Here is a 14,382-nt window from a genome sequence, read left to right as displayed (position 1 = left end):
ATAAATTTCAGTTTTTATCATATCCGTTGTTTGTTTCGAGGCCTTCTTTTCAATTGAGTCTACAGAAGAGTACGAAATATATCCCCTACAAATAATTCTAAAGCTCTGAAAAAGATTTTCTATAAGATTGAGAGAAGCAGTAACATGGTAAGTAGATCAAAACAATAAATGCCTAAAGTCAAAATAAAGAGCAGGCGTAAGGAAGCTTTATGTAATCTGATTGCATGGGGGTATTCGATAGTTTGTTTATGTGTAATATAAGTATCTTTTTTACGAAAAAAATATTTACATGGCCTTTTCATTTGCTCATGCAAAGGGTGAAGTTAAAAATGTTGTTTGTATAAATTTATTTGTATGAACCTCAACGAAAGACTTGCATTTAACTGTTCTCAAGATTGTAATTGTCTTTATTGCTCTTAATATTGAGAGCGTTTATTAAGAAGCATTTTTAGCTTTTTCTTAAACGACTTTATTCCCTTGTTTGTTTGTATAACGTGCATGGGAAGGTTTTAGCCTCTTTAAATATAAAAAATATAAAACGCTTAGAATGAAAACATCTTCAATATAACAGACAAATTAATGTAAAAATTTCGTTATAAATCAGAATGCTATCTTTTTATAACGCGTAGCACATGCCTTACACGGGGGATGATGCAATTTTTTAAAAAATTTATAAAGACGAGAGAAGGTCATTTGGGCATAGGCATCGTATCGTTCTTATTCATGAAAGCTCAAGCTGTTAAGAGTATTTTAATTGGCTCTTTTTTTATAAGTGTATCATTTTTGCTACAGATATCTAAAGTTTGAGCTCTATATGACATGACGTGTTCAAATAAATATTCAGCTATGGAGAGAAAATATGAATATGAAATGGTTAATAACAGCTTCTGCTTTTGCTTTTGTTTCAGTTTCAGCAGCGCAGGCAGCAGATGTTGTTGTTCCCCCGAGTCCAACGCCCGTTGCTCCTGTTATCGTTGCTCCAACTTTTTCTTGGACTGGTTTTTACTTTGGTGGGCAGCTTGGTGGTTTTTCGGGTAAAACAAAGATGGATATTCTCGCTAAAGGACAAAAGATTCCAGTCAATAAAGATTATTTGCCTAAACTATCTGGCTTTATAGGGGGGCTTTATGGAGGTTCCAATATTGATCTCGGCAACGGCCTCATTTTAGGTGTCGATACAGATATTATGTGGTCTAATAAAGATGACACGAAGACAGGAAAAACATATGTCATTGCTAAAGATCACATCAATTACATTCAGAAGGTTTTAAAAGAATCTGGAATTAATATTGGTAAAGACGCACTTAAAGAGGGTGCTAAACGGACACACAGTTTTACTTTTAAAGAAAAGTGGGCTGGTGCAACACGTGTGCGTATTGGTTTTGCTGCTGAACGTATTATGCCTTATGTTGCGGGGGGTATTGCCTATACACAGCTTCAAGATACGGCAGCGATTTCAATAACAGACAAAGATTCAGACAAAGTCATAGCTTCTGGTACTCTGTCTGATGAAACAAAGACTCTTGTTGGTTATACTCTTGGTGCGGGTGTTGATTTAGCAATGACCAATCATGTTATTGTCCGTGCGGAATATCGTTATTCAGATTTTGGTAAAAAGAAATTCTCAAATGATAAATATGAAACTTCTTACAAAACCAATGATTTCCGTGTAGGTGTTGCTTACAAATTTTAACAGATGATCAGTTAAATAACGAAGAGGCTCTGTCAAAGATAGAGTCTCTTGTTATTTTTGTTGCTATATTATCACACTTCCCATATTTATTGTGGATGTGAAAAGGTACTTTTTAGATTTTATTAAAAGTATTTTAATAAATAACAAATAAGATTAATATTTTAAATCAAGCATTTACTTATATATATAGCCCACAGTATCTCGTATAAAACGAGGTTATGAAGTGTTTTTATCTTCAGCAAACTCTTCATTTCCTGTGACTGTATCATTTTTACTACAGCTTTTCTTCATTTAATCTTGTAGCACTATCTCATAAATAAATTAGGAGCAAAGTTTATGAATATAAAATCTTTAGTAACAACTTCTGTCATTGCTATAGCAGCAGCTTCTGCAGCCCAAGCTGCTGATGTTATCGTCCCTCATGAAGCAGCCCCAGCAGCAGTTATTGCAGCAGCGCCTTCATTTTCTTGGACAGGTTTTTATATCGGTGGTCAAGTTGGAAACTTTTCAAGTAAAGTTGATGAATATGATTCACAATCAAAAAAGAAAATTACAGATAAAGACTCGAGACTTAAACCTTCTGGTTTCATGGGTGGTATCTATGTAGGTTCTAACGTCGATCTTGGCAATGGCCTCATTTTAGGTGTTGAAACCGATGCCGTTTGGGCAGATCGTGAAGAATCAAGAACAGGTGCTGCGGTAACTGTTGAAAGCGATTTCGCTGAGGATTTTGATAAGCTCAAACCTGCATATGCTCCAAATAAAGATAAGAATGATATCACGAATACAAGCAAACGTATAGATAGCGTTTCTTTAAAAGAAAAATGGTCTGGAGCTACACGCGTTCGCGTTGGTTTTTCAGCCATTGATCGCATTATGCCTTATGTTGCTGGTGGTATTGCTTATGCACAGGTACAAAGAGTCGATTCAATTAAGGTAAAAAATGGTAATACAGATATCGGCACTGCTAAAGCATTTGATAAATCAAAAACCTTTGTTGGTTTCACCATTGGTGGTGGTGTTGACTTCGCAATGACAGACAATGTTTTGTTGCGTGCTGAATACCGTTACTCAGACTTTGGTAAAAAAGCATTTGTAAAGGACGGGGAAAAAACCTCTTACAAAACCAATGACTTCCGTGTAGGTGTTGCTTACAAATTCTAATTTCGTAAAAAACGAAATGATGAACATAGAATAAATTATTATGAGGCTCTGTTTTAAACGGAGCCTCTGTTTTTTCTATTACTATCTTCTCTATACACTCTGTCCTTATTGGGGGTGTAAAAGGATATTATTCAGATTTTCTTAAAAAAGATTTGCATAAACGATAGTCAATAATGACGCTGTAAGATCAATATCTCATGTGTGTTCATAGCCTACAACTTCTGGTGCGAACTAAGTTATAAAGTGTTGTAAGGGTATGGAAGCTGTGCAGTGATTTTATCTTCAGCAAACTCCCCCTTTCCTGTAACCGCGTCATTTAAAAGGCAGCTTTTCTCTGTGTAATTTTGTAAGCACTGTCTCATAAATAAATGAGGTGCAAAGTTTATAAATATAAAATCTTTAATAACAACTTCTGTTGTCGCTTTTATTTCCGCTTCTTCGGTACAAGCTTCAGATGTTATCATCTCTCGTAAAACAGCCCCAGCAGTTACTACAGCAGCCTCATCATTTTCTTGGGCAGTTTTTTATATCGGTGGTCAAGTTGGCAACTTTTCAAGTAAAGTTGTGGTATTTGATTTAGAGACAAAAAAACGACTGATAAAGATGGGCTCCTTAAGCTTTCAGATTTCATGGGGACGTCTCTGTAGGTTCTAACATAGATCTTGATCATGCCTTATTCTAGGAGTTGAGACCGATGCCGTCTGGACAGAGCGAGGAGACAAGAAGACAACCTCAAAGATTCTTACAGTTGATAAATTTGATGATTTGAATGATAAATGTGAAGATGTTGGTGTTATACTGGATGAAAATCAAAAGTTTAAAGAAGGCGATACGGTAGTGTAGAGCATTGGTCTCAAAGAAAAATGGTCTGGCGCTATACACGTTCGTATTGGTTTTGCAGCTGTTGATTGCATTATGTCTTATGTTGCTGGGGGGATTTCCTATGCGTAAATACAAGGTGTTGGTGGAGTTTTAGGAACAAAAAAGCAGGTAGATCATTAAGCCACGTAAAGAAGTTTTTGCTACAGTACTTGATAAAACAAAAACAATGATTGGTTTTACTCTTGGGTGCAGGTGTTGATTTTGCAATGACAGACAATGTATTATTGCGTGCAGAATACCGTTATTCAGACTTTGGTAAAAAAGAATTTAAAAAAGATAATCTTAAATTAGGCTATAAAACCAATAATTTCCGTGTTCGTGTCGCGTACAAATTTTAAGCCCATAAAATAAAATTATTAATAAAAAATAAATTTCTAAGAGTTTTTATCAAAAATAATTCTTTTATTTTATTTCCTTTTTATTTGTACGACTGTGACATTTTTACTACAGCTTTTCACTCTGTAATCTTGTAGCACTGTCTTATAAATAAACTAGGAGCAAAATTATGAATACAAAATCTTTAATAGCAACTTCTGTTGTCGCTTTGGTTTCCGCTTCTGCAGCACAAGCTGCTGATGTCATGATCCCTCATGAAACAGCCCCAGCCGTCATCGCAGCAGCCCCTTCATTTTCTTGGACAGGTTTTTATATCGGTGGTCAAGTTGGAAACTTTTCAAGTAAAACTAAAGTGACTATTCCAGGAGAAGACAGAAATCTTTTCAAAAAAGAGAATACACCTAAACCTTCTGGTTTCATGGGAGGTATTTATGCAGGCTCTAACGTAGACCTTGGAAATGGTCTCATCCTCGGTGTTGAAACTGATGCCGTTTGGGCAGACCGTGAAAAAACAAAAACAGCACGTGAGTACACTCTTACTCCTACGCAAGCAACAAATTTTAATGATGCCCTTGCAAAAGCTAAGGTTGAATTAGAAGGTGACCAAGCGTTTAAAAAAGGGGACCAGCTAACGGAAACACACAGCTACAAAGAAAAATGGTCTGGTGCGACACGCGTTCGTATCGGTTTTGCTGCTTTTGACCGTATTATGCCTTATGTTGCTGGGGGTATTGCCTATGCGCAGGTACAGGGCATTCAATCCGTTTCAGGAAAAGGCCAAAGAGAGAAGCCTGTTCAGGCGAAAGATGCGGGGCAGGAGCCAGAAAAGAGTATGCAAACTGTAGATTTGACTGGTGGTACTTGGGCTGATGACACAAAGACAATGGTTGGTTTCACTATAGGTGGTGGTGTTGACTTTGCAATGACAGACAATGTTTTGTTGCGTGCTGAATACCGTTACTCTGATTTTGGTAAAAAGAAATTCGCAACCGATACACGTGAATTTCACTACAAAACCAATGACTTCCGTGTAGGTGTTGCTTACAAATTCTAATTTCATAAAAATGAAATTAGAAATACAGAAAGAATACGAAGGCCTCGTTTAACGGGGCCTTTATTTCATTCACTCTCTATTTGATCTCTCTTAATTTCTTTATATTTATATTATTTTACGTCATAAGGCTTTAAAAGTTTTATATCATAGGGATGATAAATGGGTGTATATACATATTGATTTTAGAATGACTGATTTATAAAATTTTATAGTGCTACGACTATTCTACGAAATAAGTGGAAAGCGTTTAGTGAATCTCAGAAGCAGAAAAAGATTATAATCAGTAATTAACTTTAATCTTCTTTTATAGACTATATTCCAGATGAGAGCGAGCGTATGATGTAATCCATTCATCATAAAAACCAAAAGACAGCCTCTGTTAGAAAAATATGAAGTTTTAGAAATAGAAACCAGCTTTGGACTTTATCCTCTTTTTTGTCACTTAGCTTTACGGCTTTCAAAAGCACCTCGTATCTTTTAAATAATAAAGACTATATATTTTTTTCAATATCTTGCGCTTTTATTGACGACGTTTTTTAAAGAATATAGTACATTGATTTATAATGATAATATAGTGTTATCCAACTTGAATTAAAAGCTCGAATACCGTAAGATTCTCTCATTTCAAATCTATCTACACTGAATGCGTCAAAATCATTTACTTGCACGTCAAAAGCAAGGCTGGCGTGTGGGGAAAACTATATAATAAAAATGATTCTTATGAATCGTTTTAAGTGCCAAGGTCTGTCGCCACTATTCTAGGGTTGGTAAATATAACGATGGTGCTGGCTTTTTCTTTCACTAGCGTAAAGATGGGGGAGCTCAATAGATTTTATATTATTGGAGCTTTATCGGTATACCCTTCATTCATGGGGCTCGGCGTGAAATGAGGGTGATAACCTTGAGAGATGTTTCTTTCAAGCAAACCCGTGAATATGCAATACCCTATATTCTGTTTGGGACGTTTTGTTTTACGTGCAGGTTGTACCCCCGTTAAAGACAGCAATAAACAAAAGCGTGAGGCAATAAGCGATCTCCATTATTTAAAAGACATGAGATGTTGTTGAAAGTCGTAAAGCTGAATTAAAAAATGATAGTAAAGATGGAAACTGGTTTTCATTTTTAAAATTTCATATTCTTTTCAAAGTAGGCTGTCTGTCTATTTCAGAGATTACATAAACAGAGAGATACGCAATATCCCTGTCCACATCTGGTATATAAAAGCTGGAGTTGCTCGAACAGCATTGAATCGTTTCAATCTTTGTTTCAAATATGCTACTGCATTAGGATTGGTATTGAGTAAAAAGAAACAACAAAAGCACGTGCTTTTTTAGGAAAACAATGCCATAAAAAAAATATGTCAGTATATGAATTGGAGAGATATAAAATACTTTATAAAACATCAATCATAACACAACTGCTTTTACATCTGCTTATCCTTACAGATGTTTGTACATGCTTTTTTACGTTATATATACGTGAAGATAAAATTTATGGAAATATATGAAACACCCCTCATACAAAATAAGATTCTCCAACAAAATACACTTGTGTTTCATATTTAAACACTGACTCTAAAGAAATATTTGCTCAAAACACATTACATTCACTTCATGACAGTTCCATGAATGCTGTAAGACTTCTTCCCCTCAATATAATATAAAATCTATCAAGCTCCATCGTCTTTACGCGTAGGAAGTAATAAGCTGGCATCATAACATACTTGTGCTAGCTTTAAAATGTCGCAGATCAAACCTTGGCTCTTTTCGACAGTTTATGAAAGGGCATGCCTTTCTTGTACAGTTTTTATCTATATGCCAGCCCCGCTTTTGATATGAAAGCCAAGTGATTTTGACTCATTTAGTATAAATAGTTTTGCAATGAGAAAACCCGATGTGCTTTGTGTTCAACGTGCAAAACAACAAGTTGATTATTATCAATCAAAGTGATGTGTCTGGATGAAAATATTTCCACAAAGAATCTAAAATTTTTTTGTAATGTTTGACCTTAGGCTTTTGGATTTCGTAATTTAAGATACAAAATACTCATAGCTAAAGCATCAAAGAGATAGCATGCTGGCCAATAGGTAAAACTTTAATGATGTTTAATCTTAAAAAAAGACAATGATTTGTTTTACTTTTTTGCGCTAGCATTGATTTTGCAATGATAAAAAATATTCTGTTGTATGAAGCATATCGTTATTTAGATTTCAGTAAAAAGAAATTTGTAAAAAATATCATCCTTAACAGTCATGCGAAAATTTAGCGTAAATGAGTCCAAAGATAAGACATATATCCAGTGTGATTTGGTTTATCAATTCTCATTGAACATAAAATTAATTTGCTTGGAAAACTTATTTTCAAAATTTCTTTATTTTTTTGTGAGTGTGTCATTTTTGCTACAGATCTTTCAAAAAAGATGCTCTATATACATATCATTTTGGATATTTGGAGAGATTTTATGAATACGAAACGTTTAATAACAGCGTCGATTTTTTCTTTAATTTCAGCGTCTACAGCGCTTGCTGCTGATGTGATGATTCCTCGTCAGCCTGCATCATCGACTTCTTCTACCATTGTTGCCCCTGCTTTTTCATGGACTGGTCTTTATTTAGGTGTTCAAGCTGGTGGTTTTTCGAGCAAAGCTGATATAGCGCTTGTTGATCAAGACAAGAGTTTCCCACTAGATAAAGAGTTCTCTCCTAAACTTTCTGGTTTTGCAGGTGGTTTCTATGCAGGCTCTAATATTGATCTCGGTGATAACTTTATTTTTGGTGTCGATACGGATTTAATGCTGTCTGGTAAAAAGCACACAAAGACCATTAATATAGGGGCATCTGATAACGTTGCAGTAGAAAATGCAGTCGTAAGATCCCGCAGATCAGCGTCTCAAACACTGCCTCCAGCTCCAGCAGCACCAGCACCAGCAAAAGCAGCAAAACCAGCGGATCCTACGAAGGCAGAAACTGTATCAACACAACCAGAGGAAAAGGCAATATCAGAAAACGGACTAGTACAACAGCTAAGAGCTTCAGCGCTATCAACAGATAAATTACAAGCAACAGAAACAGTATCAAAGGAAAAAACGCAATCAGGTGGATCTACATTGACACTCACCAGCACGGAGACGGGATCAGTATCCACAAACTCGGCATCGTTAACAAGAACAGATATAGAAGGGACATCGGCGAGCGGTGTAAGTGGATCGCAGTCGGCTAAACCTAAACCATCCTCTGGCACAGGGGCAGGACTTTCATTAGCGAGATCATCGAATGGAGCAAGCGCGTCAGCACAACCAGCACCTGCAAAACCAGCACCTGCAAAACCAGCACCTGCAAAACCAGCACCTGCACAACCAGCACCTGCAAAACCAGCATCTGTAACCTCTGCTTCAACAACACCTGCATCACAACCATCAACAGTAGAAAGAACAGTACCGAGTGTAGGGGAATTCGTTCTTGGGAGATCAGCCTCATCCAATGGATCAGATCCAAAAGCTTCTAACGGAACAAATGGAGCGCAAGGTTATCATGCTGCCCATGGTGGTGGACATCCTCATTCGCATGGAAGTGGGTACGGATCTGGCGCTCATCCGCATGGTGAATCTCACGCAGGTGGGCATCATGGCTTTGGTTCTAATCCACATGGTGCTAGCCCACATGGTTCTAATTCTCATGGGGCTCCAAATACCCAAACTGCAGATAAGGGAGCGTCCAGTGTATATGGTATAGAACAAATGAAAAGAGTAGCTTCTGAACTTGGTCTTGATCAAGCGGGTGAAGTTGAAACTTTAAATCATACTTTCAAGCAAAATTGGGGTGGTGCTACACGGGTACGTATCGGTTTTGCTGCTGATCGCTTTATGCCTTATCTTGCTGGTGGTATTGCTTACGGGCAGTTCCAAGATACTATATCAATATCCGTTAAGGGGGAGGATGGAAATGTCGTTTCTTCTAAGAATTTAACCGATGAAACAAAGACGATGATTGGTTACACTCTTGGTGGTGGCGTTGATTTCTCGGTGTTGGATAACGTGATTGTACGTGCAGAATACCGTTACTCCGATTTTGGTAAAAAGAAATTTGCAAAGGAAAAACTTGAGGTTAACTACAAAACCAATGACTTCCGTGTTGGTGTAGCTTATAAATTCTAATCTCTTTTACGAGTAAATTTCTAAGAGGCTCCACTATTGGTGGAGCCTTTATTTTTTTAAGCTCATTTTTTGGTTTCTTTTTTTGTGAATTTCATGATAAAGCCCATAAAGTGTGATGATATATTTTCTTGATTGCTGTTTAATGCGAATGATAAGCAGGGCTTTCCCTATAGATAAAAACCAAAGTTGCAGGATTCAGGGAAGTTATGCAAAAATAAAATCGTAAAATGGACAGGAATATTTCACAATGACTGTGAAAAATGAAACAATAGATTATTCAAAAACTCTTTATCTCCCACAGACAAATTTTCCTATGCGTGCAGGGCTTCCACAAAAAGAGCTTGAATTGATGGCGCGTTGGGAAAATATGGGGCTTTATGCGCAATTGCGTCAACAAGCAAAAGATCGTCCTTTTTATATCCTTCATGATGGTCCGCCTTATGCAAATGGTCATATTCATATTGGGCATGCCTTAAATAAAGTTCTAAAGGATGTGGTTGTCCGTTCATTCCAAATGCGGGGCTTTAATGCCAATTATGTTCCTGGTTGGGATTGCCATGGGCTTCCAATTGAATGGAAAATTGAGGAAAAATATCGAGCACAAGGAAAAAATAAGGACGAGGTTCCTCTGAACGAGTTTCGTCAGGAATGCCGTGAATTTGCACAGCATTGGGTGAGCGTTCAAAGTGAAGAATTTAAACGCCTTGGTGTCGTGGGAGATTTTAGTACACCTTATACAACAATGGCTTTTCAAGCAGAAGCACGCATTGCGCGTGAATTGATAAAATTTGCGATGTCAGATCAGATTTATCGTGGTTCCAAGCCAGTGATGTGGTCTGTTGTGGAGCGTACAGCTTTGGCAGAGGCAGAGATTGAGTACCATGATCATGAATCAGAGGTGATTTGGGTTAAATTTCCTGTTTTTGAAACAAATTCTGATGATTTATATGGGGCTTATGTTGTCATTTGGACAACAACACCGTGGACCATTCCTGCTAACCGTGCGGTGAGTTATTCTTCGCAAATTTCTTATGGACTTTATGAAGTTGAAAGTGCTGAAAATGATTTTGGTCCTCAAGCGGGAGAAAAGCTTCTTTTTGCAGATGCGCTCGCCATGAGTTGTGCAGAAAAAGCCAAGCTTGTTTTGAAACGTTTGCGTGTTATTTCCGCTGATGAATTGAAAGCTCTTGTTCTTTCTCATCCCCTTAAAGGTTTGGCTGGAGGATATAATTATAAAATTGCACTGCTTGAGGGCGCTCATGTAACAGAAAGTGCTGGTACAGGTTTTGTCCATACAGCACCAAGCCATGGGCGTGAGGACTTTGAAATTTGGAATGATTATAAGTCCTTACTAGAGAAAGCGGGGATTGATTCATCGATACCCTTTCCTGTTGATGATGCAGGGTTTTATACGAAAGATGTTCTTGGGTTTGGGCCGGATCGAGAAGGGGGACCAGCACGTGTTATTGACGATAATGGAAAAATGGGTAATGCCAATAAAGAGGTCATTAACGCTTTGATTAATGCAGATCGATTATTTGCACGGGGGCGTTTAAAACATTCCTATCCTCATAGTTGGCGTTCGAAAAAACCCGTTATTTTTCGCAATACACCGCAATGGTTTATTTCAATGGATAAAGATTTTGGCGATGGGTCGACTTTACGCAGTCGGGCTTTGGAAGCTGTTGCAAAAACGCGTTTTGTGCCATCTTCTGGGCAACACCGCCTCGCTTCTATGATAGAAGATCGTCCTGATTGGGTTTTGTCACGGCAACGTTCTTGGGGTGTTCCTATTTGTATTTTTGCCAATGAGGATGGTGTTGTTCTAAAAGATGAAGGCGTAAACGAGCGTATTTTACGGGCTTTTGAAGAAGAAGGGGCAGATGCATGGTTTGCTGAGGGAGCGCGTGAACGTTTTTTAGGTAACCGTGCGCATGAGCCTTGGGTGCAGGTTTATGATATTTTGGATGTTTGGTTTGATTCTGGAGCAAGTCATAGCTTTGTGTTGGAAGATCGGGCGGATTTGAAATGGCCAGCAGATGTTTATTTTGAAGGTTCTGATCAACATCGTGGATGGTTCCAATCTTCTCTTTTGGAAAGCTGTGGTACGCGTGCTTGTTCTCCCTATAAAACAGTGATCACACACGGTTTTACTTTGGATGAAAATGGTAAAAAAATGTCTAAATCTTTAGGCAATACGGTTGTTCCACAGGAAGTCATAAAAACATCTGGAGCTGATATTTTTCGTCTTTGGGTGATGACAACAGATTATTGGGAAGATCAGCGTTTAGGTAAGAAAATTCTTCAGACAAATGTGGATTCATATCGTAAATTGCGCAATGCAATTCGCTGGATGCTTGGAACTTTAGCCTACGATGAAGGGGAAGAAATACCTTATGATGCACTACCGGATCTTGAGAAACTTATCTTACATCGGCTTTTTGAACTCGATCAACTGATTAATCGAGCCTATGATGCGTTTGATTTTAAAAAGATCATGCGTGCATTATTGGATTTTTCAATCATTGAGTTATCGGCATTTTATTTTGATATCCGTAAGGATTCTCTTTATTGTGACGCGCCTTCATCACAAAAACGTAAGGCCTCCCTACAGGTTGTTCGTGAGATTTTTGAGCATATGGTTATATGGCTTGCTCCAATGTTGCCTTTTACGATGGAAGAAGCTTGGTTGGAGCGTTATCCAGAAAGTCAGTCTGTGCATTTGGAACAGTTTCGCTTGGTACCAGAAGAATGGCAAAACCAGTCTTTAGCTGAACGTTGGAAAAAAATTCGGCAGGTTCGTAAAGTTGTGACAGGTGCTTTGGAGCTTGAGCGCGCAGATAAGCGTATTGGATCTTCGTTAGAAGCTGCACCCATTGTTTTTATTTCTAATCCGGTTTTACGAGAGGCATTAGAAAATGTGGATATGGCGGAGATTTGTATCACCAGTGCTCTCACAATTACGCAGGAGCCAATACCTTCTGATGCTTTTACTTTGAATGATGTTGAAGGTGTCGGTGTCTTGCCAGAGAAAGCGGTGGGAAAAAAATGTGCCAGGTCATGGCGTTATACACAAGATGTCGGGAGTGATCCGTCTTATCCGGATGTCTCTTCCCGTGATGCAGCGACTTTGCGGGAATTAAAAGCTCTTGGCAAGATTTAAAATTTTAGATCAAGGGAAAGAAATGCGAGAAGACTTCCCATATTGATAAATATAGTTTTTTGTGCTATGAGGTAAATTCCGTTATTTTATCTGCAGGGGGGAAATTTGTGTATGGATCGTTCTCTCATAAATAGCGGGAATGTTAATAAGCCATATACTTAGGAAATGGAATAGGCAGTGAGAAAACGTGAAGTAAAAATATTCCCAATAGGAGTTTTAAGTGTATGCTTTATTTTAACTGGATGCAACTTATCTGCTCCTACCTATGGGACAAATAAACCGGTTTCAATACAGTTTTTTGAAGATGTTGCTAATATTGCTTCATTAACGCCAGTCAATAACAGTAGTCAGATTGTTATGAAACCTCGTCGAGAACTTGTCATACCAAGTTCTAGCGCACGCAGGTTTTTACCGCTGCCACAACAAGATACATCGGTCAATAAAATGGCAGCATCAAAGAAACATCAAGGAAGTTCTCCTCTTCCTCACAAAGGATCGTCAGTTAACAGTGCTGGTTCAAAAAATCCCTCACAGTTAAATGCAAAACAACGACAAGAATATTTACGTCGTCAAAGAGCACAAGTTGGGAGTCCAAAATACCGTCGCTATCTCACAGAACCGCCTTTAATTTATCGTCAACCAGCAAAGACCGCACCGGTTGGCCGATAGAGGAAAGGTTAAAGGGGGTGAGGTATTCTTCCAAAATTATGATACCAAGTTTTCACTTACAAAGAGCTTTATCATTTCTATAAGAAAATCGTTATTTCCGTGAAATAAATATAGTAAGGGTATCGAGAGAGTAATTCTGTATTTTCCTAACAAAAAGCCTTTCTCAAGGTTTCCAAGCCCATTTCACACCGTCACTTGTGTGGATGATATAATGATAAGTCCCTTGAGCAGTTACTCATCTTTACGCTTGTGAAGAAGAGGGCTGGTATCATCATTTTATTTGTGGGGACCCCAATGTTGCGGTAATTTTTCCATTTGAAAACATTCCTAAGAGATATTTTAGTCTTTTCGAAGTCGCTTTTTATCTAGATGATAATTTTATTTGTGATGTGCAAGAAAGCTATTTTCATTGTAAACAGATTTGAAATGAAAGTATTCTACGATATTTTTGGAGTTGATATTTTATGTACAAAATAATGGATGACTTATAAATCAATCAATCTCATAGAAACAATATGCAATGTTAAAAGAAAAAAATGCTTCGAAATAGTCTTTTTTTAAAGATAGGATAGTTCTTAAAGTCTAAAAGTTATGAATGAAAAATTATTTTTTATTATCGCTTTTGGATAAAAAAATCTTTAAGTAATTGAGCCGCTTCTTTTTCCTTAAAACCAGAATAAATCTCAGGTTTGTGATGACAAGTTGGTTGCTGATAAAAACGTGGGCCATTTTCTATAGCGCCTCCTTTGGGATCATTTGTTGCATAATAGAGACGTCGTATGCGCGCAAATGAAATGGCAGCAGCACACATAGCACAAGGCTCAAGTGTGACGTAAAGATCGCAATCAGGAAGTCTTTCGCTTTGCAATGCTTCACAAGCCATACGGATTGCACGCATTTCTGCGTGTCCTGTAGGGTCATAGGCAGATTTTATAAAGTTACCAGCGCTTGCGATGATAGCTTTTCCACGTGTAATGACGGCGCCTACGGGAACCTCATCTTTTTTTGCAGCCAATTGTGCTTCCAAAAGGGCTATTTCCATGGGCGTCAAAGTCATAATGTTCTTCCTACAGAAGGCATAGAGAATCTCAAGGTTTCTTGATAAGGAATGCTATGGAATGAGTAATTTATTATTTTTTTATAATGAAAGGAATACCTTTATTTTTTAAAGTGTTTCAAACAAGCTTACAAGTTAATGGATACGTTATTGCTGTTATAAGGATAGAAAATAATAAATGATTGTGCTACTTGCTCGTTCAGGATAAGCGG

At 37.7% G+C, this 14,382-nt stretch carries 8 protein-coding genes and 1 pseudogene; 7 read left to right on the top strand and 2 right to left on the bottom strand.

The features are described from left to right. Nucleotides 1–859 precede the first annotated feature (859 nt). Nucleotides 860–1,693 (top strand): outer membrane protein, encoded by an 834-nt coding sequence (locus tag AC6ER8_RS07180; protein ID WP_497078017.1) that lies wholly within the window; start codon nt 860–862, stop codon nt 1,691–1,693. Between the two features lie 336 nt (nt 1,694–2,029). Beyond that, nucleotides 2,030–2,857, top strand: coding sequence for an outer membrane protein (locus tag AC6ER8_RS07175; RefSeq protein WP_497078016.1), 828 nt, complete (start codon nt 2,030–2,032; stop codon nt 2,855–2,857). 236 nt (nt 2,858–3,093) lie between these two features. Here the strand turns inward: AC6ER8_RS07175 and AC6ER8_RS07170 are convergent, their stop codons facing one another. Next, the gene (locus AC6ER8_RS07170) at nt 3,094–3,321 is read right to left on the bottom strand and encodes a hypothetical protein (protein ID WP_497078015.1); all 228 of its coding nucleotides are present in this window, start codon (nt 3,319–3,321) and stop codon (nt 3,094–3,096) included. Between AC6ER8_RS07170 and AC6ER8_RS07165 the strand changes: the two are divergent. The 5 genes and pseudogenes from AC6ER8_RS07165 (at nt 3,242) to AC6ER8_RS07145 (ending at nt 13,113) form a co-directional block, all read left to right on the top strand. After that, nucleotides 3,242–4,077 (top strand): annotated as a pseudogene (locus tag AC6ER8_RS07165) (outer membrane protein). The gene AC6ER8_RS07170 and the pseudogene AC6ER8_RS07165 sit on opposite strands and share 80 nt — an antisense overlap. A 167-nt stretch (nt 4,078–4,244) precedes the next feature. Continuing rightward, nucleotides 4,245–5,129: an outer membrane protein gene (locus AC6ER8_RS07160; RefSeq protein ID WP_497078014.1), complete on the top strand. Its 885-nt coding sequence runs from the start codon at nt 4,245–4,247 to the stop codon at nt 5,127–5,129. A gap of 2,460 nt (nt 5,130–7,589) precedes the next feature. Further along, nucleotides 7,590–9,281 (top strand): outer membrane protein, encoded by a 1,692-nt coding sequence (locus AC6ER8_RS07155; RefSeq protein ID WP_497078013.1) that lies wholly within the window; start codon nt 7,590–7,592, stop codon nt 9,279–9,281. Between the two features lie 247 nt (nt 9,282–9,528). Further along, nucleotides 9,529–12,444 (top strand): isoleucine--tRNA ligase, encoded by a 2,916-nt coding sequence (ileS, locus tag AC6ER8_RS07150; protein ID WP_497078012.1) that lies wholly within the window; start codon nt 9,529–9,531, stop codon nt 12,442–12,444. Between the two features lie 177 nt (nt 12,445–12,621). Continuing rightward, entirely contained in the window at nt 12,622–13,113 is a 492-nt protein-coding gene (locus tag AC6ER8_RS07145) for a hypothetical protein (RefSeq protein WP_497078011.1), read from the top strand. 613 nt (nt 13,114–13,726) lie between these two features. On the opposite strand, the gene AC6ER8_RS07140 is transcribed toward AC6ER8_RS07145, so the two are convergent. Then, nucleotides 13,727–14,170, bottom strand: coding sequence for a nucleoside deaminase (locus AC6ER8_RS07140; protein ID WP_497078010.1), 444 nt, complete (start codon nt 14,168–14,170; stop codon nt 13,727–13,729). Between the last annotated feature and the right edge of the window lie 212 nt (nt 14,171–14,382).

The organism is Bartonella sp. SL320, from assembly GCF_059687635.1.
Note: the sequence above shows the minus strand (reverse complement) of the source record. Positions and strands in the feature narration are given on the sequence as shown.

Bases quoted from the DNA above. Each gene is read 5' to 3' on its own strand.
- AC6ER8_RS07180 (WP_497078017.1), top strand. From the start codon at position 860: ATGAATATGAAATGGTTAATAACAGCTTCTGCTTTTGCTTTTGTTTCA.
- AC6ER8_RS07175 (WP_497078016.1), top strand. From the start codon at position 2,030: ATGAATATAAAATCTTTAGTAACAACTTCTGTCATTGCTATAGCAGCA.
- AC6ER8_RS07170 (WP_497078015.1), bottom strand. From the start codon at position 3,321: ATGATAACATCTGAAGCTTGTACCGAAGAAGCGGAAATAAAAGCGACA.
- AC6ER8_RS07160 (WP_497078014.1), top strand. From the start codon at position 4,245: ATGAATACAAAATCTTTAATAGCAACTTCTGTTGTCGCTTTGGTTTCC.
- AC6ER8_RS07155 (WP_497078013.1), top strand. From the start codon at position 7,590: ATGAATACGAAACGTTTAATAACAGCGTCGATTTTTTCTTTAATTTCA.
- ileS (WP_497078012.1), top strand. From the start codon at position 9,529: ATGACTGTGAAAAATGAAACAATAGATTATTCAAAAACTCTTTATCTC.
- AC6ER8_RS07140 (WP_497078010.1), bottom strand. From the start codon at position 14,170: ATGACTTTGACGCCCATGGAAATAGCCCTTTTGGAAGCACAATTGGCT.